Genomic DNA, 25,305 nt, shown 5'->3' with positions numbered 1-25,305 from the left:
AGAGCGCAATCGCCGCAGCCCGGCCGGTGCGGGCTCCTCACGCATCCCGCGGGTCGATGGACAGATCCGCAAAATTGCCGGTGATCCCCTCGGCGCCGGGGGCGAAATTCTTCACCTTGCGGTGCGCCACGATGATGCCGGAGGGCGCGATCAGGTCGACCGACGGCAGGTCGGCGCGGATGCGGCGCTGGAAGGTGACGAACAGCTCGCGGCGGCGCGCCTCGTAGGGCTCGATGGCGGCGGCTTCGAGCAGGCGGTCGACCTCCGGGTCGGCGTAGTGCGCAGCGTTCGAGAACGGCAGGCCGAGCTTGAAGTTCTTCGACCAGTAGGCGCGCTGCACCCCGATCGTCGGGTCGAAGGTGTTCGACAGGGACTCGATCGTCACGTCGAAGGCACGGTCGCGGTAGACCCGGGTGAGATAGGTCGCGAGATCCAGGCGCTGGAAATCGACCGCGATGCCGATCCGCGTCAGCGCCTGGCGGATGAAGTCGCCGTAGCGTCCTTCCAGGAACGGGTTGAGGGTGAGCCGGAGCGGGAAGCGGGTGCCGCCCAGACCGCGGCGGTGGCCGGCCTCGTCGAGCAAAGCCTCGGCCCGCTTCACGTCGAACGGCACCGGCCCGAGGCTCGAATCGTGAAACTTCGGATGCACGACGCTGACCGGGGTCGGCGAGACCGCGCCGTGCCCGAAATACACCGCCGCCAGCAGCGCCTTGAGGTCGATGGCGTGCGCCACCGCCCGGCGCACCCTCACGTCTTGCAGCACCCCGGTATCGAGGTTGAAGAAGAGTTGGGTCTGCGGCCCGGAATAGGCGTAGGTCGTGGTGTCGACGACGAGCTTCGGCAGGGCCCGCAGGCGGGCGAGGTCGGCGAGCGGGACCGGATTGCCGCCGAGATCGACCTCGCCGGCCTCGAACGCCGCCGCCCGGGCGCCCGGATCGGTGATGATCCGCAGCACAATCCGGTCGAGATAGGGCTTGCCCTCGTCCCAGTAGTTCGGGTTGCGCTCGAACAGGAGATGGCTGCCCGGCACCCACTCCTTGAGCAGGAACGGTCCGGTGCCGATGGTCTGGGCGAGGCTCGCGCTCGCCTCCGGCCGGATCGCCTCGTAGACGTGGCGCGGCACGATGGGGGATTCCGCCCCCGCGAAGGCGCTGATCAGGAACGGGGCCGGCCGCGACAGCACGATCTCGACGCTGTGAGCGTCGGGCGTGCGCATCTCGGCGACGTTGGCGAAGGTGATGCGCCCGCGCGGATGCGCCTCGCGCAGGCGCAGGAGCGAGAACGCCACGTCGGCAGAGGTGAACGGCCGGCCGTCGTGCCAGGTCACGCCGCGCTGCAAGGCGAAGCGGTAGCGCAGGCCGTCCGGGCTGATCGCCCACTCCGTCGCGAGGTTGGGCAGCGGGGTCATGTCGCGGGCGTAGCGCAGCAGCCCCTCGTTGATCTTGCTGCCGATGGTCTGGCCGGTGCCCGACGTGGTGTTGATGGCGATGATCGCCTGCGGCTCGGGGAAGAACACCCAGTTCAGCGTGCCGCCGCGGACCGGCGTCTCGGCCGGGGCCGCGAGGAGCGGGGGGCCGGACGGGATGGCCGGCAGGGCGGCGCCCGCTGCGGCGCTCAGGAGCAGGCGGGTCGCGTGGCGGCGCGTGAGGGACATGACGCAGGCGCTCCGGAATGAAGGGGAATTTTCGGTTCGTTCTTTTAAACGAACATGACTCCGCGGACTAGAGCCGGATCGATTGGGTGGCAATCGATTCACCGGCTCAAGGCGACCATTTTTGATGATAATGCTCGCTATTTTCTATGCGGGACGCCAGCAGCAGCAGATATTTCCATTGGCGATCGTTCTATAAAGAGAACATTCTCGTTGACCGGCCGGCCTGGGCCGCAGAGACTGACAGCGATGAGAACCTGCCCAACCGCGGGGAACGATCGATGTCGGACACGCAGCACACAGGAATCCCTCGTCCGGCTCCCGGGCCCGCGCCGGCCACCCGTGGCCGCCACGTCCTGGTGATCGGGGCGAGCGCGGGCGGCGTGAGCCTCGCCTCCCACCTGCTGCGCCGCGAGGCACGGGTGCAGGTCACCGTGATCGAGGCGCAGGGCTCCCGCTGTCGTCGCCTGCGCCGGGCCGAGTTCGCGACCCTGCTGGCCGAGGAGACCGGCCCGCTGCCTGTGGCCCCCCTGCACCTCGTCGAAGCGCTGCGGCAGCATGCGGGGCGTCTCCACGTCGCCGAGACGACCTGTCTGTCGGTCGCGTCCACGCCGCAGGGCGTGGCGGCACGGACGGCCGACGGGACCACCTATCTCGGCCGCGCCGCGGTGCTGGCCTTCGCCCTGCAACCGCCGGCCTCCGGCGTTCCGCCGCGGGAGAGGAACGCCGCCATCCGCGCGCTCCGTCTCGACCCGGCCGACCTGCCCCTCGGGACCGGCGCCGCCGCCCTGGTGCGTTCCTTGCGTGCGCTGGTGCGGGAGGCGGAAGGCCGCGGGGTCGGCCGCGACGTCGCGATGGCGGGCCTGCGCCTGAGCGCCCCCGCCCTCTGGCACGATCTGCCCGACGAGGCGCGCGAGCGCCTGCTGCGCCATGGCCGACGGGTGTGGGAGCGGATTCTCGGCGGCGGGACGGACGCCCCGGCGACGCGGCGCGACGGCCCAAGGCCGAGCGCCCTCCTGCGCGACCTCGTCGTGCGCGGGCTGCTGCTGCCGCGCGCCAGCGGCCTCTCCGTCGCGCCGGGGGCGGCCGACCGGATCTTCGCCGGTCACCCGGCGGACCTGATGCCCTACGCGGCACCCCGCCTCCTCGACCTCGACGCCGCCTGCGCCTGGCTCGCCGGGCGCGTCGCCGATGCCGGGCGTGGCGGGGAAGGGGCTGCCGCGTCGGCGGAGGCCCGAGGCCCGGCGCGAGAGGATGCGACGCTCAGATGTGGTAGGTGAGGCTCGCCTCGGCCTCCGCCTGCGGCAGCGCCCGCATCTGTTCGAGCGTCAGGTTGTCGAGGATGCCCGCGATGCTGTTGCGCACCGCCAGCATCGCGAGGCGCACCGAGCACGCCGCCTCGTCGGCGCAATCCTCGCACGGGCGGTAGGCGGTGCGGCTGGCGCAGGGAAGCGGCGCCAGCGGGCCGTCGAGGGCGCGCACGACGTGGCCGATACGAATCTCCCCGGCCGGGCGCGCCAGGGCGTAGCCGCCGCCCGGCCCCTTCTTGCTGTGCACGAAGCCGGCATTGCGCAGGTCGCCCAGGATCGCGTCGAGGAACTTCTTGGGGATCCGGTGCGCCTCGGCGATCTCGGCGACGCCGATGCGGGCGCCCGGAGGCAGGCCTGCGAGGTGGACCATCGCCTTGAGCCCGTACTTGCCCTTGTTGGTCAGCATCGTCGTCCTGCGGTGGCGGGGAACTGCGGAAGAGGCGGGCCGGCAAGCGGTGCCGGAGAGATGGGGATTTGTCGACTGGCGCGGTAGACTTCCTCCCCGGGAGATCGCGGTACAGCAGGCCGGACAGTGACCGCAGCCCTCTTTGGGACATATAGTACACAAAAATGATTGACTAAATAGATTTCGTCCGCGAGAACCGTATCACCGGCGGGTGCGATCCGCCCCCTTCCGAACGAGACCGACGGCTTGCGAGGCTGACGACATGGCGCGTCGCGACGACACCCTGCATCTGGGCGCCTTCCTGTATCCCGGCGGACACCACGTCGCCGCCTGGCGTCATCCGGACGCCAAGGCCGATGCCGGGATCGACCCGGTGCATTACCGGCGCCTCGCGCAGGTCGCGGAGGCGGCGAAGTTCGACCTGATCTTCCTGGCCGACGGCGTCAGCATCCGGGGCGACGACATCGATGCGCTCAGCCGCACGGCGACCCGCTACGTCGGCCAGTTCGAGCCGCTGACCCTGCTCTCGCACCTCTCGGCGGTGACCGAGCGCATCGGCCTCGTGGCCACCGCCTCGACCACCTACAACGAGCCGTTCCACGTCGCGCGCAAGTTCGCCTCCCTCGACCACCTGAGCGGCGGCCGGGCCGGCTGGAACCTCGTCACCTCGGCCGACGAGCGCGAGGCGTGGAATTTCGGCCGCGACGCCCACCTCGCCCATGCCCGCCGCTACGCCCGGGCGGAAGAATTCGTCGACGTCGTCACGGGGCTCTGGGACACCTACGAGGACGACGCCTTCCTCCGCGACAAGGACGAAGGCCTGTTCTTCGATCCCGCCAAGCTCCACGTGCTCGGCCACCGGGGCGAGCACTTTTCCGTCCGCGGCCCCCTCAACGTGCCGCGCCCGCCGCAGGGGCACCCGGTGGTGGTGCAGGCCGGCTCCTCCGAGGCCGGCAAGGCGCTCGCCGCCCGCACCGCCGAGGTGATCTTCACCGCCCAGGTCACGCTGGAGGACGCGGTCGCGTTCTACGCCGACGTGAAGGGGCGGCTTTCCTGCCACGGCCGGGCGCCGGACGACCTCAAGGTCATGCCGGGCGCGATGCCGTTCCTCGGCCGCACGCGGAGCGAGGCGCAAGCGAAGTACGACGCGGTGCAGGCGCTGGTCCATCCGGTGGTCGGCCGCTCGCTCCTCGAGCGGATGCTCGGCATCGACCTCGCGGGCTACCCGGAGGACGGGCCGGTGCCGGACGTGCCGGAGACGAACGGGGGCAAGAGCCGGCAGGCGCTGCTAGTGGCGCTGGCGCGGCGCGAGAACCTGTCGATCCGCGACCTCTACCTGCGGATCGCCGGAGCCCGCGGCCACTGGACGCTCGTCGGCACCGCCGAGGACGTCGCCGACGCGCTCCAGGAGCGCTTCGAGGCCTACGGCGCCGACGGCTTCAACATCATGCCGCCGATCCTGCCGACCGGGCTCGACGACGTGGCGACGCTGCTGATCCCCGAGTTGCAGCGCCGCGGCCTGTTCCGGACCGACTATGCCGGCCGGACCCTGCGCGATCATCTCGGGCTCGCCCGCCCGCGCCACCGCGTTCACGCCGCGCCCGCGCGCGAAGCGGCCGAGTGAGAGGGCGCCATGCCGGAGAGCCGGATCGAGATCGCCCGCGTGGCGAAGGATTTTTCCGTCGACGGCCGGCCCCTGCGGGCCCTCGACGGCATCGACCTCAGCGTCGCCCCGGGCGAGTTCGTCGCCATCGTGGGGGCGAGCGGCTGCGGGAAGTCGACCTTGTTGCGCATCGTCGCCGGGCTCGATCCCGCCCATGACGGCGAGGTGCGCCACGACGGGCGCCGGGTCACCGGCCCGAGCCTCGAGCGCGGCCTCGTCTTCCAGGAGCCGCGGCTGTTTCCCTGGCTCACCGTCGCCGAGAATATCGGCCTCGGGCTCGAGAACGCCCACTTGAGCGCGGCCGAGGCGGCGCGGCTCGTCGCCGAGCACGTCGCCCTCGTCGGCCTGTCGGGATTCGAGAAGGCCTATCCGCGCCAGCTCTCCGGCGGCATGGCCCAGCGCGCGGCCATCGCCCGCGGCCTCGTCAACCGGCCGGGCCTGCTGCTGCTCGACGAGCCGTTCGGCGCCCTCGACGCGCTCACCCGCGCGCGGCTCCAGGACGAGCTGCAGCGGATCTGCGCCCGCGAGGGCATCACGGCGCTCCTCGTCACCCACGACGTCGACGAGGCCCTGCTGCTCGGCGACCGGGTGGTGGTGATGGCCCCGCGCCCCGGCCGGATCGCCGAGATCGTCGACGTTCCGGCTGCAAAGCCCCGGGACCGGCGCGATCCCGTGCTGGCGGGCCTGCGCTACGCGATCCTCGACCGGCTGGAGGCGACGCAGGGCGCGCAGCCCCAGGCCGCGACCGCCCGGGAGGCGGGGCGCCGTCCCGCCGCCGTCCTGCCGCTCGCCGCCCGCTCGGCCTGATTCCTTCCTCCGGAGCCCCGTGCCATGGCCCAATCCCGACAGATGAAGCTCGGCGCCTTCCTGATGACCGACGGCCACCACGTGGCGGCCTGGCGGCATCCGGACGGGCGGCCCGACGCCCATGTCAGCCTCGACCATTTCGTGCAGCTCGCGCGCCTCGCCGAGTCGGCCGCCTTCGACGCGGTGTTCCTCGCCGATTCCTCGGGGGTGCGGAACACCGATCCCGCCTCGCTGAGCTTCACCTCGCGGGCGGCGAGCTTCGAGCCCCTGACCCTGCTCTCGGCCCTCTCGGTGGTGACCGAGCGCATCGGCCTCATCGCCACGGCGTCGACGAGCTTCAACGAGCCGTTCAACCTCGCCCGCAAGTTCGCCTCCCTCGACCTCCTCAGCGGCGGCCGGGCGGGCTGGAACCTCGTCACCTCGTCGAGCGAATCGGAGGCGCAGAACTTCAACTTCGAGCGCCACGCCGCGCATGCCGACCGCTACGACCGGGCGCGGGAATTCGCCGAGGTGGTCACCGGCCTGTGGAACTCGTGGGAGGACGACGCCTTCCTGCGCGATCCCGAATCCGGCCGGTTCTTCGACCCGGACAAGCTCCACGCCCTCCACCATCACGGCCGGCACTTCCGGGTGCGCGGCCCCCTCAACGTCGCGCGCTCGGCCCAGGGGCATCCGGTCGTCGTCCAGGCCGGCTCCTCGGAGGACGGCAGGGAACTCGCCGCCGCCACCGCCGAGGCGATCTTCACCGCGCAGGTGACGCTCAAGGAATCACAGGACTTCTACGCCGACGTGAAGGGGCGCCTGTCGCGCTACGGCCGCGATCCCGACCACCTCAAGATCATGCCCGGCATCTTTCCGGTCGTCGGCCGTACCGAGGAGGAGGCGCGGGAGAAATTCGCGGTGCTGCAGGAGCGCATCCACCCGGTGGTGGGTCTGAGCCTCCTCTCGACCACGCTCGGCGGCGCCGACCTCACCGGGTACGACCTCGACGGGCCGCTGCCGGATCTCCCCGAGACCAACGGGCCGAAGAGCCGCCAGAAGCTGCTGATCGAGCGGGCGCGGCGGGACAACCTGACGATCCGGGAACTCTATCTCGCCATCGCGGGCGCGCGGGGCCACTGGCAGGTGGTCGGCACCGCCGCCCAGATCGCCGACCAGCTCGAGGAGCGTTTTCGGAATGGCGGCGCCGACGGCTTCAACGTGATGGCGCCGTACCTGCCGGGCGGGCTCGAAGACTTCATCGCCCACGTCGTGCCCGAACTGCGCCGCCGCGGCCTGTTCCGCGAGGCCTACGAGGGTCGGACCCTGCGCGACCATCTCGGCCTGCCGAAGCCGGCGCACCGGGCGCCGCGCGCTCCGGCCCGGCAGGCGGCGGAGTGAGGGCGATGCGTCTCCTCGCCTGCCTCGTATTCCTGCTCCTCGCGGCCCTGCCGGCGGCGGCCGGTCCGCTCACCATCCGGGTCGGCTATGCCGGCCCTGCGCCCGGCGGCACCCGCCACGTCCCGGGCCTCGCCGGCATCGTCGCGGCCGAGCGCTACATCGAGCGCGAGGTCGCGGGCGACCCGGATCTCGCCGTCGAATGGGTGTTCTTCAAGGGCGCGGGACCGGCGGTGAACGAGGCGCTCGCCGGCGGCCAGCTCGACTTCGCCTTCATGGGCGACCTGCCGTCGCTGAGCGGCCGGGCGGCGGGCCTCGACACCCGCATCGTCATGGCGACCAACGCCCGCGACGCCCTCTACCTCGTCACCACCCCGGCCTCGTCGATCAAAGGTCTGTCCGACCTGAAGGGCCGCAAGGTGGCGCAGTTCCGCGGCACCAGCACGCATCTCGCGAGCGAGGGCGCCCTGCGGCGGGCCGGGCTCACCAGCCGCGACCTCCAGGTCTACGCCCTCGACGACGCCTCGGCGCTCGCGGCGCTCGCCGCCGGCGACGTCGAGGCGGTGCTCGGCAAGGTGCTGTTCCTCACCCTGGTCGAGCGCGGACAGGCGCGGGTCGCCTGGAGCTCGAAGGGCGATCCCCGCGCCGGCCCCAGCAACCACCTGATCGTCGCCGGCGCCTTCGAGCGGGCTCATCCCGATCTCGTCGCCCGGGTGGTCAAGGCGAGCGTGCGCGCCGCCGCCTGGGCCTCCGACGAGGCCAACCGCGAGGCGGTGTTCGCCCTGTGGGCGAAGTCGGGCACGCCCGCGGCGGTGTTCCGGGCCGATTACGAGGGCCAGCGCCTCGCCGAGCGCCTGTCGCCGCTGGTCGACGATCTCCTGATCGACACCTACCGCGAGAAGGCGGCGCGAGCCCGCGACTTGGGCCTCGTGCGCCGCGCCGTCGACGTCACCGGCTGGTTCGAGCCGACATACGTCGACGCGGCCATCCGCGACCTCGGGCTTGCCGGCACCTGGACCCGCTACGGCGCCGACGGCCGTCCCCTCGGCTCCTGACACGACCCCACGACCGGAGCACGCAAGATGATCCGACCTACCCGCCGCGCCCTCGCGGCCGTCACGCTCGCCCTGGCCCTCGTGCCCGCCGCCGCCCGGGCCGAGCCGGTGACGATCCGCTTCGGCTTCGCGTCGATCGGGACCGACAACCGGCCCTTCGCCGGCGGCAGCGCCGCGGCGCTCGCCCATTCCGAGCGCTACGTCGAGGAAGCCCTGAAGGACGAGCCCGGCGTCACCGTCGCGTGGTCGTTCTTCAAGGGCGCGGGGCCGGCGGTGAACGAGGCCTTCGCCAACGGCCAGCTCGACTTCGCCTTCCAGGGCGACCTGCCCTCGGTGATCGGCCGGGCGAGCGGGCTGAGGACGAAGATCGTGCTCGCCACCGGCGCCCACGCCCCGCTCTACCTCGCGGTGCCGCCGGGCTCGTCGATCGCCTCCGTGAAGGACCTCAAGGGCAAGAAGGTCTCGATCTTCCGCGGCACCAACAACCACCTCGCCGCCGTCAAGGTGCTGGCGGCGAACGGCCTGACCGAGCGCGATCTCAGCGTGCTCAACATGGATGTCGCCACCACCAACGCCGCCCTGGCCTCGGGCGACATCGACGCGGCCTTCGGCAATTTCGGGCTGATCTCGCTGCAGCAGCAGGGCCGCGCGAGAATCGTCTACTCCACCAAGGGCGACGACCCGGCCTTCGAGCGCCAGGCCGGCGTGCTGGTGGCCGAGGCGTTCGAGACGGCGCATCCCGCCCTCGTCGCCAAGGTGGTGAAGGCCCTGGTCCAGGCCTCGCACTTCGCCTCCGACGAGGCGAACCGCGACAAGGTCCTGGCGATCTGGGCCCGTTCCGGCACGCCGGATTCGGTCTATCGCTACGACTACGCCGACCAGCCGCTGCGCACCCGCAACTCGCCGGTCATCGATCCCTTCCTGGTCGAGCAGTACCGGGTGCAGGCGCGCCAGGCCCGCGCCTACGGGCTGATCCGCCGCGACGTCGACGTCACCGGCTGGTTCGAGCCGCGCTACCTCGACCGGGCGCTCAAGGAACTCGGCCTCGAAACCCGGTGGCCCCGGCTCGGGCCGGACGGAAAGCCGCTGTCGTGAGGGCGCCCGTGACCGCCCTCGCCTGGCCCGGCCGCGGAATCGCCGCCTCTCTCCACCGCCGCGTGCATCGCCATCTGGCGCCGATCGCCCTCGGCCTCCTCGTGCCGCTCGGGCTCCTCGTCGCCTGGGCCGCCGCCGCGGCGTCCGGCGGGTTGCCCCAGCAGATCCTGCCCGCGCCCCGCATCGTCGCCGAGACCCTCGTCGAGATGGTCCGCAGCGGCGAACTCGCCCGGCATGCCGGGATCAGCGGGCTGCGGGTGCTCGCGGGCTTTTCCCTCGGGGGCGGCCTCGGATTGATGCTCGGCGCCGCCATGGGCTTGTCGCGCCGGGTCGAGGACACTGTCTCGCCGCTGTTCACCGCGCTCGCCCAGGTGCCGACCCTCGGCTGGATCCCGCTCCTGATGCTGTTTCTCGGCATCGGCGAGACCCTGAAGGTCGTCGTCATCGCCAAGGCGGCCCTGGTCCCGGTGACCCTCAACACGGCTTCCGGCATCCGGGCGATCCCGGAGGGCTACCGCGAGGTCGCCCGGGCCTACCGCTTCACCCGCGTGCAGACCGTGCGCCGGCTGATCCTGCCGGCGAGCGTGCCGCCGGTCTTCACCGGCATCCGCTACGGCCTGACCAAGGCCTGGACCGCCCTCGTCGCCGTCGAGCTCCTCGCCTCGGCCGAAGGGCTCGGCTACCTCCTGGTCTGGGGCCGCCAGATGTTCTGGCTCGACACGATGATCGTCGCGATGGCGCTGATCGGCTTCGTTGGCGTGGCGATGGATGCGGTGCTCGCCCGGATCGAGGCGCGGCTCCAGCACTGGCGGATCGACGCGCCATGACCACCTTCTCCGCCACCCGCCTGCGCCGCGGGCTCGTCCTGCCGCTCCTCCTGCTGGTCGCCTGGGAGGCGTCGAGCCGCACCGGCCTCGTCGATCCGCGCTTCCTGCCGCCGCTGGAGGCGATTCTCTCGACGGCGCTCGCCGAGATCCGGTCCGGCGACCTCGCCCGGCATCTCGCCGCGAGCCTCGCCCGCGATCTCCTCGGCTTTGCCGTCGGCGCGAGTGCCGGCGTCGCGTTCGGGGCGCTCGTCGGCCTGTCGCCGCTCGCCGCCCGGCTGTTCGGGCCGACGTTCCACGCCTTCAAGCAGATCGCGGTCCTGGCCTGGATCCCGATCATCTCGATCTGGTTCGGCTTCGCCGAGAGCGCCAAGGTGGTGTTCATCGCGCTCGCCGCCTTCGTGCCGGTGGTGGTGAACACGCAGGAGGGCGTGGCCAGTGCCTCGCCCCAGCTCGTCGAGGTCGGGAGGGCACTCCGCTTCTCGCACCGGCAGATGCTGCTGCGGGTGTTCCTGCCCTCCGCGTTGCCCTCGATCGCCACCGGCCTCCAGCTGGCGCTGATCTATTCCTGGCTCGCCACCGTCGGGGCCGAATACTTCATGGCGGTCGGCCCCGGCATCGGCGGCCTGATCATCGCCGGGCGGGAGCGTTTCCAGATGGATCTGGTGATGCTCGGCGTCGTGATCCTCGGCCTCGTCGGCTTCCTGCTCAATGCCACCGCCGCCTCGCTCGCCGCCCGGGCGCTGCGCTGGCGCACCGCCTGAAGGATCGTTTCCCATGCCACCATCCTCCGTCCCGCTCTTCGGGCGCCGGAGCTTCCTCGCAGGGGCGCTTGGCGTCAGCGGCGGCGCACTCGCCGCCGAGGGGCCGTTGCGGGTGCCAGCACTCCAGGTTCCAATTTGGACCCGCGAGCCGGGCAGGGGCGTCGCGAGCCCCGCCTACGGCGTGCCCTCGTCCTTCGAGCGCCTGGCCCGCAAGCCGCGCAGCGCTCCGGCCTTCCTGGGTGCCGCCTCGACCGGCACGCCGCTCCAGCACCTCCACGGGACGATCACCCCGAACGGGCTGCACTTCGAGCGCCACCACGGCGGGGTGCCGGCGATCGACCCCGAGCAGCACCGTCTGGTGGTGCAAGGCCTCGTCGCGCGGCCGCTGATCCTGACCATGGACGACCTCGTCCGCTTTCCCAGCGTCTCGCGGCTGCACTTTCTCGAATGCTCGGGCAACACGCCGGCCTGGCAGACAACCAACCCGGCCTGGACGGTGCAGGACACCCACGGGCTCCTCAGCTGCGCCGAGTGGACCGGCATCGAGCTGGCGACGCTCCTCGACGAGGTCGGTGTCAGGCCGGAGGCGTCCTGGCTGCTGGCGGAAGGAGCGGATGCGGCTGCGATGACCCGCAGCCTGCCGCTCTCGGCCCTCGACGGCGCGATCCTGGCCTACGCCCAGAACGGCGAGCGCTTACGGCCGGAGCAGGGCTATCCCTTGCGGCTGTTCCTGCCCGGGCTCGAAGGCAACCTCAGCATCAAGTGGCTGCGCCGGATCAAGCTCGGCGACCGGCCGTTCCAGACCCGGGAGGAGACCTCGAAATACACCGACCTGATGCCCGACGGCACGGCGCGCCAGTTCACCTTCATCATGGAGGCGAAGTCGGTCGTCACCACGCCGTCCGGCGGGCACCAGCTCAGGGAGCCGGGCGCCTACGAGATCTCCGGCCTCGCCTGGTCGGGGCGGGGCCGCATCACCGGTGTCGAGGTCTCGGTCGACGGCGGCGCCTCCTGGCGCCCGGCCGTCCTGCAGGAGCCGGTGCTGTCGCGCTGCCTCACCCGCTTCCGCCTGCCCTGGTCCTGGGACGGCGGTCCGGCCCTGATCCAGAGCCGCGCCACCGACGAGACCGGCTATCGCCAGCCGGCCCGGGAGGCCTTGGTCGCCGCCCGCGGCACGAACTCGATCTACCACTTCAACGGCATCTACGGCTGGCAGGTCGCGGCCGGCGGGAGCGTGCGGCATGTGGCGTGAGATTGTTTCGGGAGCCGCCGTCGGCGCGGCTTGCTTGATCCTCGCAGGAACGGCCTCGGCCGATCCCCTCGGCCCTCACCGCCTCGGCCGGCCCGCGACGCCGGACGCCATTGCTGCCTGGAACATCGACGTGCGCCCCGACGGCGCCGGCCTGCCGCCCGGCCACGGCAGTGTCGCGGAGGGCCGTGCGGTCTTCGCCGCCCGCTGCGCCGCCTGCCACGGCGAGACGGGACAGGGCGGGGCGGCCGACCGGCTGGTCGGCGGGCAGGGCACGCTCGCGACAGCCAAGCCCGTGCGCACGGTCGGCAGCTTCTGGCCCTACGCCACGACATTGTTCGACTACGTCCGCCGGGCGATGCCGTTCGACGCGCCGCAATCCCTGTCCGATGCCGAGGTCTACGCGGTCTCGGCCTACATCCTGCACCTCAACGGGATCGTGCCGGCGGATGCCGTCCTCGACGCGAGGAGCCTGCCTGCCGTGGCGATGCCGAACCGGGCCGGCTTCGTGCCTGATGCCCGGCCGGACGTGCAGAGGCCTTGAAGGGTGCCTTGAGCGGCGCGACGCCGACGGCACGAGACAGCGCCACGGATCGGGCCGTGACGCTGTCCTTGCATCAGAAGGTCTCGACGACCTACGCCTCACGTCCCCGTTCCACCCCCCGCCGGAACCGCGCCGCCGGATGGCTCGCCGGCAGCAGCCTGCGGCCGGCCCCGAAGACCTTCTCCCGCAAGGGGCCGGGCGCGTAAGTGGTCTTGTAGCGGCCGCGGCGTTGCAGCTCCGGCACGACGAGCTCGATGAAGTCGCCGTAGCCCTCGGGCGTCACCGCGTAGCTCAGGTTGAAGCCGTCGATGTCTGTCTCGTCCATCCAGGCTTCGAGCGCGTCGGCGACTTGCGCGGCCGAGCCGACCAGCACGGGCCCACGCCCGCCGATGGCGTTGTGGGTGACGATCTCGCGGATCGTCCAGGTCTTCTCCGGTCTGGCGAAGGATTCGACCAGCGAGGCGATCGCGTTCTCCTTGCGGACCACCGGGAACAGATCGTCGAGGTCGTAGGGCGCGAGGTCGATGCCGGTCCAGCCCGAGAACAGGGCGAGCGCGCCTTCCGGATCGACGTGGGCGAGGTAGTCGCGGTGCTTGTCCCGCGCCTCCGCTTCGGTGTGCCCGACGATCACCGTCATCAGGGCGAAGAACAGGATTCCGGCGGGGTCTCGCCCGCTTGCGGCGGCGCGGCGCCGGGTGTCGGCGACGGTCGCCTTGATCGCCGCCTTCGACGGGTCGCTCAGGAACACCGCCTCGGCATGCGCGGCGGCGAAGTCGCGGCCGCGGTTCGAGGCCCCGGCCTGGAACAGGAACGGCGTGCGCTGCGGCGAGGGATCGACGAGGTGGATGCCCTCCATCCGGAAATGCTCGCCGACGTGCTCGATGCGGTGGATCTTTTCCGGATCGGCGAACAGGCCGCGCTCCCGGTCGCGCAACACCGCCCCGTCCTCCCAGCTCTCCTCCCAGAGGCGGTAGACCACGTCGAGGAACTCGTCGGCGATGTCGTAGCGGGTGTCGTGGGCGGTGATCCCGGGGCGGCCCACCGCCCGCGAGGCCGCCGCCGAGTAGCCGGTGACGACGTTCCAGGCGATGCGTCCCTCCGTGAGATGGTCGAGGGTCGAGAAGCGCCGCGCCAGGGTGAAGGGCGGCTCGTAGGACACCGAGGCGGTGATACCGAAGCCGAGATGCCCCGTCACCGCCGCCATGGCGGAGACGAGCAGCATCGGATCGTATTTCGGCACCTGGGCGGCGCGGCGCAGGGCCGCCGCGGCGGTGCCGCCATAGACGTCGTGGATGCCGATGCCGTCGGCGATGAACAGGGTCTCGAACAGGCCGCGTTCGAGGAGCCGGGCCACGTCGGTCCAGTAGCCGAGGGTATTGAACTCCAGCGAGCGGTCGCGCGGATGGGTCCACAGGCCGGGCGAGAGATGGACCGGGCTGTGGATCGCAAACCCGTTGACGCGGATCGGCTTCGTCACGGTGAGGCCTCCTGGAGCGGGATCATCGGCGCGGGATCATCGGCGCAGGGTCAGCGGAAATAGTCCGGCAGGGTGAAGCCGTCGTAGAAGCGGTCGGCCCGGATCGCCGCCTGGAACGCGTCCGAGCGGTAGGCCGCCACGATCGCCTTCGCCCACGGCGTCTCCGCCTGGCCGCGGCGGACCGCCACCACGTTGATGTACGGCGCGGTCATCGTCTCGAGCGCCAGGGCCTCGGTGAGCTTGAGGCCGCTGAAGATCGCGAAGTTGCCCTGGATCGCCGCGAAGTCGACGTCGTCGAGGGCGCGCGGCGCCTGGGCGGCCTCCAGCGGCACGATGCGGATGCCGCTCGGATTCGCGATCACGTCGAGTTCGGTGACGTCGACCGGGTTGGCGTTGGGCTTCAGCCCGATCCAGCCGGCATCGCGAAGGATCTTGAGCGCCCGCTCGAGGTTCACCGGATCGTTCGGCACCGCGACCGTCGCGCCGGGGCGCACGGCCGAGAGCGTCCTGTGCTTGCGCGAGTAGAGCCCCATCGGCGGCGTCGGCACCTGCACGATGCCGACGAGGTCGGTGCCGTTCCGCTCGTTGTAGGCTCTCAGGTAGACGCTGTGCTGCATCACGTTGGCGTCGATCTCGTCGAAGGCCACCGCCTTGTTGACCTCGAGCCCGGTGCTGAAATGGGCGTAGGCGATGCGGTAGCCCTGCGCGCCGAGGACAGGCGCGGCACCGGCCTTGAACGCGTCCTCGTAGGGCCCCGGCGTGAAGCCGACCCGCAGGTCGCGCTTCTCGATCGACGCCTTGATGGGCGTGCCCGATTGGGCGAGGGCCGGAGCGGCGGCGGTCGCGAGCAGGGCGGCCAGCCCGAGCAGGGCGGCGACGAGGGTGCGGCCGCTCGGACGGCGAGGGGACGGATCGGCGGTCATCGTGGGGTCCGGCGTGGGGAGAGGCGACAGGCTCGGCCGCGCCCCGGTCTCTGTCAACGAGAATGTTCTTTTTGTAGAACGACGCGATGGAAAGAGTGCTTCTTCGCAGCCGCTCCGACGCAGCATGATTGTTTTTAAAACGCCAGAATGGCCGGTTTATCGGCCACGAATGCTTGCCTGCGCCGTCGCCTCCGGCGAAAATATCTCCATCGCAGAGCCGACCGCCCGCAGTTCGTTCTCTTTAACGAACGCACGCGGGGCTGTCGGCGCAAGGTCCCGCGAAACGGGGTCCCAGATGGAATGCGCCGGACGACAGGATGGGATGACCGAGATGACGCAGATCCAGGCCGGCTGGGGGGCGGGCCCGAGCGCCCGCTACGAGGATCTGGCCGAGCGCTTCCGGCCGGTCTTTCGCGAGATCCGCGCGGGCGCGCCCGCGCGCGACCACGACAGGCGCCTGCCCCACGCCGAGCTCGCGGCGCTGAAGGAGGCGGGCTTCACCACCCTGCGGCTGCCGCCCGGGGAGGGCGGGCACGGCGCGAGCCTGCCGGAGCTGTTCGGGCTCCTGATCGAGCTGTCCGAGGGCGATCCCAACGTGACGAACGCGCTGCGTGCGCATTTCGGCTTCACCGAGGACGTGCTGAACTCACCCCATCCGGACTGGTGCCGCCAGTGGCTGAAGCGCATCGCCGCGCGCCAGATGGTCGGCAGCGGCGTCTCGGAGACCGGCGCCGCCAAGGTCGGCAGCTTCGAGACCGTGCTCAAGCGGCGCGGCGACGGCTACGTCCTCGACGGCACCAAGTTCTACACCACCGGCTCGCTCTTCGCCGACTGGATCCACCTCGCGGCGGTGGACGAGGCCGGCCAGCCGGTCGGCGCCGCTTTGCCGCGGCGCGCCGCCGGGGTGGAGGTGCTGGACGATTGGGACGGCTTCGGCCAGGCGCTGACCGCGAGCGGTACGGCCAGATTCACCGGCGTCGCCGTGGAGGCGGCCTGGGTGAACCCGGATCCCGGCCGGTTCCGCTACGCCGTGGCGTTCTACCAGCTCGTCCACCTCGCGACGCTCGCCGGGATCGGCCGGGCGGCCGCCGGCGACGTCGCGCGGCTCGTCGCCGAGCGCACCCGGGTCTACAGCCACGGCAATACCGCCCGCACCGCCGACGACCCGCAGGTGCTCCAGGTGGTCGGCCGGGTGCGCGGTGCGGCCTACGCGGCCGGCGCGATCGTGCTGAAGGCGGCGGAGGCGGTCGGGCGCGTGTGGGAGGCCGACAGGGCCGGGGACGCGGAGGGGGCGGCCGTCGCCGCGACGGTGGCCGATGTCGAGGTCAACCAGGCGGTGACGGTGGTGACCGGGCTGGTGCTCGACGCCACGACGCAGCTCTTCGACGCGCTCGGCGCGTCGTCGACCCGGCGCGGTCTCGCCCTCGACCGGCACTGGCGCAACGCCCGCACCATCGCGACGCACAACCCCCGCATCTACCGCGACCGCACCGTCGGCGACTTCGCCGTCAACGGTGCGGCCCCGCCGCGGCAGTACCGCGTCGGCGAGGCGTGAGCCGCCCACCCCGCGGGGCGTGCAACGGCTGGCGATGATGGCCGGGCTACCCGCGTCGAGCGGTCGGGCCCGCGCGCCGGGCCCCGGCCCCGATCGCCCGTCCCGCTCAAGCTAAGGTGATGGCCGGGCTCCTGCTCCGGCGCCTCTTTCAGGCCGCCGTCATGCCGGCGATGTCGATGTTGGTCTTCACCGGCGTCTACGCGATCGGCAGCTCGATCGATGTCCTGATCGGACCGGATGCCGAGCGACTGCCCGAGCCCCATGCCCCTGGACGCGCAGCGGCGCGATCTCCTCCCCCTCGGCCAACGACAGGAAGCGGATCGACGATGGCTTGGATGATGGCGACAGGTGGCGGGGCGCCATCCCGCCCGCCATCCGGAACCACCGCGAGCCGACGGACGGCGAGATCCCGACCTTCATCGCTGCGTCCTTACACGATACTCCGTCGGCAATGATCGCCCGGAACTCCCGCCACGTCGCTTGCGAGCCGACGCCGGGACGACCCGGTGACCGCAGCTTCTCTCGAAGAGGCCGATCCGGACGCCGCCGACCTGCCGTCACGATCGCCCTCCGCGAAGCCGTTGCGACGATCACTCGAACCCATCAGCAGGGTACTCAGATCAGCCCGATATCTCCCGGAAGATCGACGCGATATCTGCTTCGGCCCGTTCTGAAACGAAGCAATATATTATCCTGTCACGAGATGTTTCAATCGTCCTTGCGAGTGGCGATCAGCCGCCAACTGCCTTCGTTCACCTCGACGACGTAGATCGGCTTGATCGCGTCGCGGTCCTCGCCGAACGAGATGCTGCCCTCCAGCGCGTCGAAATCCTTCAGCCTTGCCAGGGTGTCGCGGATGGCCGTGCGCTCGGCGGCGAGCCTGCCCGGTTCGGCCGTCACCTTGGCGCGCGAGGCCGCCTCGGCGATCAGGTAGACGATGTCGTAGGCGGCGGCGTCCTGCTGGTTCGGCTCGTGGCGGGCGATGCCGGCGGCCTTCGTCCGCCGGCCGAATTCCTTGGCGAAGGCCTGAGTGCGGGCATTCAGCGCAGTGAAGAAGGTCGTCCCGATGGTCAGGGACTCGCCGGCGCCCTCCATCCGCCGCGGGAGCTCCGGGTCGGCGATGGTGGTGCCGCCGACGAGGCGGCCCTTCACGCCCTGGCGCTTCATCTCCTTGGCGAGGTTCACCGCCGCCTCGGGCGGAGCACCGAGCCCGATGACGTCGGCCTGCATCTGCGCGAGGCGCGAGACCTGCGGCGACAGGTCGAAGGCGTTGTACTGGAAATCGACGCTGCCCTTCACCGGGATCTCGTATCGCGTCATCAGGCCCGGCAGCACCGCCGTGCCGATCGACTTCGACACCACGTCGTCGGTGGCATACGCGATGGCGCCGCTGGCGCTCGGCAGCTTCTTGTCCTTGAGCGTCGCCAGGACCTGGTCGATGACCTTGCCCTCGTCGCGGGTGTTGCGGAAGGCGTAGGAGAAGCCCTTGGTCAGGTTGGGCGCCGAGGACGACATCGACATCTGCACGATGCCGAGGCGCTCGCCGGCCGGGAACGCGACCCGGACCTCGCTGGAACTGAACGGGCCGACGACCGCCATCGCCTTGTCGTCCTCGGCGAAGCGGCGGACCGCGAGGGCGGCCTGCTTCGGGTCGCCGCCGGTGTCGAACTTGACCAGCCGCAGGGTGTGGCCGCCGACGCCGCCCTTGGCGTTGATCTCGGCGACCGCCATGTCGACCGCCACCTCGTTGGTGTTGGCGAGGCTCACATAGGGGCCGGTCTTGGCCATCGCGAAGCCGAAGACGATCTCGGCAGCCCGGGCGCCCGGCGCCGCGAGCAGACACACCGCCACGGCCATTCCGCCGACCGTCTTGCCCGTCACTGTCATCACCCGGTCCCCTTGTGGTTGGTTGACTTGCGTCGGCTGAACTCGTGTCCGTGCCTCAGTGCAGGGCGGCCGGCTCGCCGGCGGCGCGGCCGAGATAGGCTTCCGCCAGGCGTGGATCGCCGGCGAGCTGCGCCGGGTCGCCCGCCATCACGATCCGCCCCAGCTCCAGCACGGCGGCCTTGTGGGCCACGGCGAGGGCCTGGGCGGTGTTCTGCTCGACGAGCAGGATCGTGATCCCGTCGCGGTTGAGCTCGCGGATCAGCGCGAACAGGTGGCCGATGAACAGCGGCGACAGGCCGAGCGACGGCTCGTCGAGCATCAGCAGCCGGGGCCGGGCGATCATCGCCCGGCCGACCGCGAGCATCTGCTGCTCGCCGCCCGAGAGGCAGGACGCCGCCATGTGGCGGCGGCGGCCGAGATTCGGGAACCGCTCGTAGATCGCCGCGATGTCGCGCCGCACGCCGTCGGGATCGCGCCGGAGATGGGCGCCGACCAGGAGGTTCTCCTCGATGGTCAGCGAGACCAGGATCCGGCGCCCCTCCGGCACCAGCACGAGGCCGCCGGCCAGCCGGGCCGGGACGGAAGCGGCGGTGATGTCGCGGCCGTCGAAGACCACCCGCCCGCTGCGGGGGCGCACCACCCCGGCGACGGCCTTGAGCAGGCTGGTCTTGCCGGCCCCGTTGGCCCCGAGCAGCGCGACGATCCCGCCCTCGGGCACGGCGAGCGACAGGTCCTGCAGGGCGGTGACGTGGCCGTAGGCGACCGAGAGCCCGGCGATGTCGAGGAGAGTGCGCATCAGGCCTCCTGCCCCAGATAGGCCGCGCGCACCCGCTCGTCGCGCTGCACCTGCGCCAGCGTGCCCTCGGCGAGCTTCTGGCCGAAATCGAGCACCACGACGTGCTCGCAGACCTCGCCGACGAACGGCATGTCGTGCTCGACGATGAGCAAGGTGACGCCGCGGCGGCGCAGCAGGGCGAGGTGGTCGCGCAGGGCGTTGGTCTCGGTCGGGTTGAGGCCCGCGGCCGGCTCGTCGAGCATCAGCAGCGACGCCCCCGCGAGGGTGGCGCGCACGAGGTCGACCCGCTTGCGGATGCCGTAGGGCAGCGCCCCGACCGCCGCGTCGGCGTAGGCCGCGAGGCCCGCCTCGGCGAGGGCGTCGATCGCCTCGCGGCGCCAGCGGTGGTTGGGGACGAGGCGGAACGGCACCAGGAGGTCGCGCAGGCCGCGGGTGGTGGCGTGCTGGCCGACGAGCAGGTTCTCCACCACCGAGAGGTGGTCCATCAGCCGGACGTTCTGGAAGCTGCGCGCGATGCCGTGCCGGATGCGCCGGCGCGAGGGCAGGGCGGTGATGTCGTGCCCGGCGAGCAGGATGCGCCCGCCGGTCGGCCGGTAGACGCCGCTCACGAGGTTGAACACCGTGGTCTTGCCGGCGCCGTTGGGGCCGATCAGCGCCGTCGCCGGGCCCTTGGGCACGGTGAAGCTGAGATCCTGCAACACCTGGAGGCCGCCGAAGGCGCTCGAGAGATGCTCGATGGCGAGCAGCGCGGTCATGATCCGGAGGCCTCCGTGCTCAGGCGCGTCTCGGCGGCCGGGCGTTCGCGCGCGCGCGAAGGGGCGCGGCGCAGCAGGCGCGCCGGCCAGCGGGCGCCTGCGGTCACCAGCCCCTGCGGCCGCAGGGCCATGAAGCCGATGATGAGGAGGGCGAACAGGACGTAGCGCCAGCCGCCGCCGACCCGCAGCACCTCGGGCAGCAGGGTGAAGAAGGCGGCGCCGACGAGCGGCCCCCACACGGTCTGGACCCCGCCGAGCAGGACGTACAGCACCGTGAAGATGCTCAGCGCGACGTTGAAGTGCTGCGCCTCGACGAAGCTGAAATGGTGGCCGTAGAGCCCGCCGCCGAGCCCGCCGACCACGGCCCCGAGGGTGAGGGCGCCGACCTGGATCGCCCGGACGTCGACGCCCATCAGGTCGGTCACGACCGGGTCGCTCTTGATCGCCGTGAGATAGAGGGCGAAGCGGGTGCGCGAGAGCAGCAGCACCGCGGCGAGAACCGCGGCGGTCGCGGCGAACACGGCCCCGGGCCCGGCATAGGCCGTGACCGGGTAGCCGGCGGCGCCGCCGACGACCTCGAGGTTGAGGAAGATCGCGGCAATCACCTGCCCGAAGGCGAAGGTCGCGAGCGCGAGGTAGATCCCTTGGGTGCGCAGGATCGGCACCGCGACGAGGAGCGCGAGCAGGCCGGCGCAGGCGCCGCCCGCCGGAACCGCCGCGCCCATCGGCCAGCCGGCCTCGTTGGTGAGGTAGGCGGCCGCGTAGGCCCCGGTCGCCATGAAGCCGGCGACGCCGAGGTTGAGCTGGCCGGCGGCCATCGGCAGGTAGACCGCGTAGGCCGCGATCACGTTGAAGCAGAGGATGACCAGAAGGCCGGACTGGTAGCCGGTCATTTACAGCTTCTCCCGAGCCGGAGGACGGCCGAACAGGCCCTGCGGGCGCAGCACCATCACGGCGAGCAGCAGGCCGTAGACGCTGACGTTGACGACGTCGGCGCCCAGATAGGTGATCGACAGGACCTCGGTCAGGCCGATCAGCAGGCCGCCGACGACGGCGCCCCAGATGCTGCCCATGCCGCCGAGGATCATCGCGGCGACGCCCTTGAAGCCGACGCCCTCGCCCATGAACGGCGACACCTGGAGGTAGTTGAGGGCGAACAAGACGCCCCCGAGCGCCGTGAACACCGCGCTGAGGACGAAGATCGCCGGCACCAGCCGCCCGACATCGATGCCGAGGATCACCGCGGTCTCGCGGTTCTCGGCGATGCTGCGGACCTGCCGGCCGAGGCTGGTGCGCGACAAGACCAGGGAGATCGCCAGGACGAGCGCCAGGGCGACCGCGAGGCTGACGAGCTGGGCGCCGCCGACGACGAGGCCGGCGAAGCGCAGGTTGAAATCCGGCACCAGCGCCGGGAAGGCCTGCTGGTCGGACCCGGCACCGACCAGGGCGAGGTTCTCCAGGAGGACCAGGAAGCCGAGGGAGCTGACGAGGGGCACCTCGGGCTCGCGCGCCCGGCTGCGGCGGTAGGACAGCCGCTCGACGGCGAGCGCCACCAGCCCCGCCGCCGCGACCGCCCCCAGGATCGCGAGGCTCCAGTGCAGGCCCTTGCCGATCAGGATCCAGGTCGCCATCCCGCCGACCATGAACAGGCCCGGGATCGAGAAGTTGAGGAAGTTCAGGATGCCGATCGACAGCGTGAACGAGACCGCCACCAGGACGTAGATCGCGCCGAGCATCAGGCCGTTGACGAGTTGCTGGGCGATCATGCGGGTCGGACCTTCGGCTCGGGACCGGCGGGGGACGGAGGGGCGGTCATTGTCGGGCGGCTCAGACCGGATCGAAGTAGTGAAGCTCGAACAGGATGCAGCCGCCCTCGGACTTGAACGGGCCATGGAAGGCACCCGGGGGCCGGCAGGCATAGGTGAAGGGCTTGAACGCCTCGCCGCCGTTGCCCTGCTCGTCGTTGCCGACCGTCAGGTCGCCGGAGACCAGGAAGACCTCCTCCCAGTATTCGTGGACGAAGGGCGCGGTGGTGAACACGCCGGGCGCGAAGCGCAGAAGCCGGCTGCGGCTCCCGCTTTTGGCCACCTCGTCGAGGGCGCCCGACAGGATCTTCTGCTGGATGCCAGCCGGATAGCCCGGCGGCACTTCCCAGCCCTCGTTCATGTCGACGGCCCGGAACTCGTCATGCAGCTTGTTGATGGCCACGGCTCATCTCCTGGTGGAACGATGCGGAAGCGCGAAAGTCATGCGGCGCGGGCGGCCTGCAACTCGCGGTCGAGGTCGTAGCTGCCGAGCATCCCGCTCACGAGCGCGCCCGCCGCCGCCCAGTCGTAGGTGCGGAACGAGTGGCCCTTGGTCACGAAGGTCGCGCCGGCGTAGAACATCTCGTATTGCTGGTGGCGCGAGGCGAATTCCGAGCCGACCGCGTCCCAGGCCAGCTTGTAGAACTTGACCCGATCCTCGGCTTTCGCCGCCGGCGATTGCTGCGTCTTCTCGATGAGCGCGGCGATGTCGGGGTTGGCGAAGTCCTCGACCGAGGACGGCAGCATGATCATGCCGCCGCCGGCCAGCTCGCGCAGGGTGTTGAGGATCTTCGGGTAGAGCTGCTGGGTGAGGGTCTGCGCCGCGTAGAGGGTGTGGCGGTCGGGGACGAAGTAGGCCCCCCGCTGCGTGCCCTTGGCCTCCATCGCCGCCACCAGCGCGTCGATCATGCCGCCCTCGGCGGCGAGCTGCCCCAGGGTCTCGCGCACCTGCGGGAAGGCGAGGATGCCGTTCATCTCGGCGGTGCGATGGGCGAGACCGATGAGGAAGCGCACCTTCACCGACAGGCGGATCATCGCCTGATAGTTCTGGTAGACGTGGGCCGGCGTCGCGTGGAACTGCTTCTGGCACATCGCGATGTTCTTGAACACGAACACCCGGTCCCAGGACACCTTGACGTCGTCGAAGTACAGGACGGCGTCGTTCTCGTCGAAGCGGCTCGACAGCGGGTTGTCGAAGACGTGAGCCGCCGCCGCCTCGTAGGACTTGCGCGACAGGATCTTCAGCCCGGGCGTGTCCATCGGGACGGCGAAGGACAGGGCGTAGGGCTCGTCGCCCGCCTGGAGCGGCTGGATGCAGGTGACCAGCACCTCGTTGGCCATGATGCCGCCGGTGGCGAGCATCTTGGCGCCGCGCACCGTGATGCCGGCGGCGTCCTGGTCGACCACGCCCGCGGTCAGGAAGGCGTCCTTCTGCTGCGCGGCGCTCTTCGAGCGGTCGGCCTGCGGGTTGATGATGACGTAGGTGAGATAGAGGTCGTTGTCGCGGGCATAGGTGTAGTAGTCGGCCAGCGCCCGGGCCCGGTCGCGGTCGTATTCCTCGAACACGTCGAGCCCCATGACCATCCCGGCGATGCAGGAGGCGACGTGGTCCGGGGCGCGACCGAGGAAGCCGGCATGCAGGGCGGTCCAGGCCTCGAGGCCCTGCCGGCGGGCGACGAGGTCGCCGTAGGATTCCGGCAATTGCCAGATGCGGTTGGCGCGCCCGCCCTCCGGCGTGACGAAGCTCATCAGCTCGGCCTGCGCGGGATCGCTGGCGAAGTCGAACAGGCGTCCGACCGAGGCGATCGTGCGGGCGAAGGCCGGGTGACGGGTCGCGTCCTCGACCCGCTGGCCGTCGATATAGAGGGCCCGCCGGTCCTTCAGCGAGGCGACGTGCTGGCTTCCGGTCTTCATGATGGTTTCCTTCCCGGAACGATTGGCCGGAGCGCTGCCGCTTCGGCGGTAGACTTGTCGAAGCAAGACCTGTTGAAACGAGGCGGGGCTTGGCTTCCGGCCCGACTCAGTAATGGATCGGCAGGGGCCACTCGGGCGCACGGTCGTCGCCCGTACAGACGCCGTGATAGCGGCCGCGGAAGAACACGAGCGGCAGGTCGTTGCCGCCGGCCGTGAAGCGCACGACGCGGCCGAGGAAGATCTCATGGTCGCCGCCGTCGTGGCGGGCGAAGGGCTCGCACTCGAAATGCGCCAGCGCCCCGGTGAGCAGCGGCGCCTCGGCGTGGCCGATCGTGTGCTCGACCGCGCTCCACTTGTCGCTCAGCGAGCGGGCGAACTGGTTCGACAGTGCTTCCTGCGACCGGCTGAGGATGTTGACGGCGTAGCCCGCCGCCTGCCGCATCGACGGCAGGCTGTGCGCCCGGCGGTCGACGCTGAACAGGATCAGCGGCGGGTCGAGCGAGACCGAGTTGAACGAACTCATCGTGAGCCCGATCGCACCGCCACCGCCGCCGCGCGCCGTGATGACCGCGACGCCGGTGGCGAATTGCGACAAGGCAGACCGGAATGCGCGCTGATCGAAGGCCATCGCCCGTCTCCGCGAGATAGCTTTGATACAAAGCTATCTCCGGGAATCAGGCAAGCCCATTCTTTCGGCTGATTCTGCCCGCGGATTGGGCGCGGCACCCCGAGGCCGGCGCGGTTCCCCGGGCGAGTGCCGGCGCGGCTCGGGCAGCGCCCGATCACGTTGCGATCGGGCGCTATTCTAAGTATCTGTTTTGGCAATATTTTCTTTGCGCGACCGGCGGCCGCCCGGTCGGAAGATCCGCTATCCGGCCAACGGGCCCTCGCTCGCGCTCTGGTCGGCCAGCGCCTCCAGGAGCGCGGTGGCGTCGTCTCCGCACGGCACCAGGCGGCCCATCAGGTCGGCGAGGAACCGGAATTCCTCGGCGCTCAGGCAGCCGAACAGAGCGTCGTTCACGGGAGCGAGGACCGGGCGCAGGCCGGCGAGGCGGCGGCGGCCCTCGTCGGTGAGACTCAGCAGCACCCGGCGCCGGTCGCGCTCGTGGCGGCGCTTCGCCACCAGACCTTCGGTGACGAGCTTGTTGACCTCGATCGTCACGAAGGCGCCCGACAGGTGAAGGTGCTCGGCGAGCTGGCTGACGCCGACCCCGTCATCCTCCTCCAGATGGGCGATCGAGATCAAGGTCGTGTAGGCGACGCCCGACAGGCCGATGCGCGATCCGAATCCGGCCCGGCACTGGGCCACGCGGGCGCTGAAGGCCAGGAAGTTCTGGATGAAGGCGCGGAATTCGATGTCGTTCTGACCCGGCATCAGCTCGGGCTTGGAGACGGTGTAAGCGGACACGAAGGCTCCCCGGCGCGGCGTCGCCGGGCCTGAGGTCGCG

The 25,305-nt window shown here is 71.1% G+C and carries 24 protein-coding genes and 1 pseudogene; 11 read left to right on the top strand and 14 right to left on the bottom strand.

The features are described from left to right. Positions 1 to 37: 37 nt before the first annotated feature. Positions 38 to 1,654, bottom strand: a complete 1,617-nt coding sequence (locus tag BM430_RS23810) for an ABC transporter substrate-binding protein (protein ID WP_093569723.1) — start codon at positions 1,652 to 1,654, stop codon at positions 38 to 40. Between the two features lie 380 nt (positions 1,655 to 2,034). Here BM430_RS23810 and BM430_RS23805 point away from each other — a divergent pair, with 380 nt between their 5' ends. Beyond that, entirely contained in the window at positions 2,035 to 2,931 is an 897-nt protein-coding gene (locus BM430_RS23805; protein WP_177303157.1) for a hypothetical protein, read from the top strand. Here BM430_RS23805 and BM430_RS23800 read toward each other — a convergent pair. After that, positions 2,915 to 3,367, bottom strand: coding sequence for an RrF2 family transcriptional regulator (locus tag BM430_RS23800; protein ID WP_093569722.1), 453 nt, complete (start codon positions 3,365 to 3,367; stop codon positions 2,915 to 2,917). The two genes, BM430_RS23805 and BM430_RS23800, sit on opposite strands and share 17 nt — an antisense overlap. A 262-nt stretch (positions 3,368 to 3,629) precedes the next feature. Here BM430_RS23800 and BM430_RS23795 point away from each other — a divergent pair, with 262 nt between their 5' ends. The 9 genes from BM430_RS23795 to BM430_RS23755 are packed head-to-tail and all read left to right on the top strand — an operon-like array spanning position 3,630 to position 12,745. After that, positions 3,630 to 4,991: an LLM class flavin-dependent oxidoreductase gene (locus tag BM430_RS23795; protein ID WP_093569721.1), complete on the top strand. Its 1,362-nt coding sequence runs from the start codon at positions 3,630 to 3,632 to the stop codon at positions 4,989 to 4,991. Positions 4,992 to 5,000: 9 nt separating this feature from the next. After that, entirely contained in the window at positions 5,001 to 5,837 is an 837-nt protein-coding gene (locus BM430_RS23790; protein WP_093569720.1) for an ABC transporter ATP-binding protein, read from the top strand. Positions 5,838 to 5,861: 24 nt separating this feature from the next. Further along, positions 5,862 to 7,217, top strand: coding sequence for an LLM class flavin-dependent oxidoreductase (locus tag BM430_RS23785; RefSeq protein WP_093569719.1), 1,356 nt, complete (start codon positions 5,862 to 5,864; stop codon positions 7,215 to 7,217). Between the two features lie 5 nt (positions 7,218 to 7,222). Then, positions 7,223 to 8,269: an ABC transporter substrate-binding protein gene (locus tag BM430_RS23780; RefSeq protein WP_093569718.1), complete on the top strand. Its 1,047-nt coding sequence runs from the start codon at positions 7,223 to 7,225 to the stop codon at positions 8,267 to 8,269. 27 nt (positions 8,270 to 8,296) lie between these two features. Then, on the top strand, positions 8,297 to 9,364 hold the full coding sequence (locus BM430_RS23775) for an ABC transporter substrate-binding protein (protein ID WP_093569717.1): 1,068 nt from the start codon (positions 8,297 to 8,299) through the stop codon (positions 9,362 to 9,364). An 8-nt stretch (positions 9,365 to 9,372) separates the two neighbouring features. Beyond that, positions 9,373 to 10,191 (top strand): ABC transporter permease, encoded by an 819-nt coding sequence (locus tag BM430_RS23770; RefSeq protein WP_093569716.1) that lies wholly within the window; start codon positions 9,373 to 9,375, stop codon positions 10,189 to 10,191. Beyond that, entirely contained in the window at positions 10,188 to 10,952 is a 765-nt protein-coding gene (locus tag BM430_RS23765; RefSeq protein ID WP_093569715.1) for an ABC transporter permease, read from the top strand. Before BM430_RS23770 ends, BM430_RS23765 begins: the two co-directional genes overlap by 4 nt. Before the next feature lie 13 nt (positions 10,953 to 10,965). Next, positions 10,966 to 12,204 carry a sulfite dehydrogenase gene (gene soxC / locus BM430_RS23760; protein ID WP_093569714.1) on the top strand — a complete coding sequence of 413 codons (1,239 nt, stop codon included), beginning with the start codon at positions 10,966 to 10,968 and terminating at the stop codon, positions 12,202 to 12,204. Next, positions 12,194 to 12,745: a c-type cytochrome gene (locus BM430_RS23755; RefSeq protein WP_093569713.1), complete on the top strand. Its 552-nt coding sequence runs from the start codon at positions 12,194 to 12,196 to the stop codon at positions 12,743 to 12,745. Before soxC ends, BM430_RS23755 begins: the two co-directional genes overlap by 11 nt. 91 nt (positions 12,746 to 12,836) lie before the next feature. Here BM430_RS23755 and BM430_RS23750 read toward each other — a convergent pair whose 3' ends face one another. Together BM430_RS23750 and BM430_RS23745 are read right to left on the bottom strand one after the other, a co-directional pair. After that, a complete protein-coding gene (locus tag BM430_RS23750) occupies positions 12,837 to 14,222 on the bottom strand; it encodes an LLM class flavin-dependent oxidoreductase (RefSeq protein ID WP_093569712.1) in 1,386 nt (461 codons plus the stop codon). Between the two features lie 50 nt (positions 14,223 to 14,272). Then, positions 14,273 to 15,145, bottom strand: coding sequence for a MetQ/NlpA family ABC transporter substrate-binding protein (locus BM430_RS23745; RefSeq protein ID WP_093569711.1), 873 nt, complete (start codon positions 15,143 to 15,145; stop codon positions 14,273 to 14,275). A gap of 331 nt (positions 15,146 to 15,476) precedes the next feature. On the opposite strand from BM430_RS23745, the gene BM430_RS23740 reads away from it, so the two are divergent. Then, entirely contained in the window at positions 15,477 to 16,700 is a 1,224-nt protein-coding gene (locus BM430_RS23740; RefSeq protein ID WP_093569751.1) for an acyl-CoA dehydrogenase family protein, read from the top strand. 240 nt (positions 16,701 to 16,940) lie between these two features. On the opposite strand, the pseudogene BM430_RS35075 reads toward BM430_RS23740, so the two are convergent. The 10 genes and pseudogenes from BM430_RS35075 to BM430_RS23690 form a co-directional block, all read right to left on the bottom strand. Further along, positions 16,941 to 17,261 (bottom strand): annotated as a pseudogene (locus BM430_RS35075) (IS30 family transposase); the annotation flags it as partial. Between the two features lie 147 nt (positions 17,262 to 17,408). Beyond that, positions 17,409 to 18,587 (bottom strand): ABC transporter substrate-binding protein, encoded by a 1,179-nt coding sequence (locus BM430_RS23730; protein ID WP_093569710.1) that lies wholly within the window; start codon positions 18,585 to 18,587, stop codon positions 17,409 to 17,411. Positions 18,588 to 18,642: 55 nt separating this feature from the next. Further along, complete coding sequence (locus tag BM430_RS23725; protein WP_093569709.1) at positions 18,643 to 19,383, bottom strand: ABC transporter ATP-binding protein; 741 nt, start codon at positions 19,381 to 19,383, stop codon at positions 18,643 to 18,645. Continuing rightward, positions 19,383 to 20,138 (bottom strand): ABC transporter ATP-binding protein, encoded by a 756-nt coding sequence (locus tag BM430_RS23720; protein WP_093569708.1) that lies wholly within the window; start codon positions 20,136 to 20,138, stop codon positions 19,383 to 19,385. The genes BM430_RS23725 and BM430_RS23720 overlap by 1 nt, the downstream gene beginning before the upstream one ends. After that, on the bottom strand, positions 20,135 to 21,031 hold the full coding sequence (locus BM430_RS23715; RefSeq protein WP_093569707.1) for a branched-chain amino acid ABC transporter permease: 897 nt from the start codon (positions 21,029 to 21,031) through the stop codon (positions 20,135 to 20,137). The genes BM430_RS23720 and BM430_RS23715 overlap by 4 nt, the downstream gene beginning before the upstream one ends. After that, positions 21,032 to 21,904: a branched-chain amino acid ABC transporter permease gene (locus BM430_RS23710; protein WP_093569706.1), complete on the bottom strand. Its 873-nt coding sequence runs from the start codon at positions 21,902 to 21,904 to the stop codon at positions 21,032 to 21,034. 61 nt (positions 21,905 to 21,965) lie between these two features. Further along, positions 21,966 to 22,346 carry a cupin domain-containing protein gene (locus BM430_RS23705; protein ID WP_093569705.1) on the bottom strand — a complete coding sequence of 127 codons (381 nt, stop codon included), beginning with the start codon at positions 22,344 to 22,346 and terminating at the stop codon, positions 21,966 to 21,968. A 38-nt stretch (positions 22,347 to 22,384) separates the two neighbouring features. Next, on the bottom strand, positions 22,385 to 23,857 hold the full coding sequence (locus BM430_RS23700) for a 4-hydroxyphenylacetate 3-hydroxylase family protein (RefSeq protein WP_244539636.1): 1,473 nt from the start codon (positions 23,855 to 23,857) through the stop codon (positions 22,385 to 22,387). A 106-nt stretch (positions 23,858 to 23,963) separates the two neighbouring features. Beyond that, complete coding sequence (locus BM430_RS23695) at positions 23,964 to 24,485, bottom strand: flavin reductase family protein (protein ID WP_093569704.1); 522 nt, start codon at positions 24,483 to 24,485, stop codon at positions 23,964 to 23,966. Positions 24,486 to 24,725: 240 nt separating this feature from the next. Beyond that, the gene (locus BM430_RS23690; protein WP_177303156.1) at positions 24,726 to 25,265 is read right to left on the bottom strand and encodes a MarR family winged helix-turn-helix transcriptional regulator; all 540 of its coding nucleotides are present in this window, start codon (positions 25,263 to 25,265) and stop codon (positions 24,726 to 24,728) included. Positions 25,266 to 25,305: the final 40 nt, after the last annotated feature.

Origin of the sequence: Methylobacterium sp. 174MFSha1.1 (genome assembly GCF_900116815.1) — a bacterium.
GTDB lineage: Bacteria > Pseudomonadota > Alphaproteobacteria > Rhizobiales > Beijerinckiaceae > Methylobacterium.
This window is presented reverse-complemented; position numbering and strand designations above follow the sequence as displayed.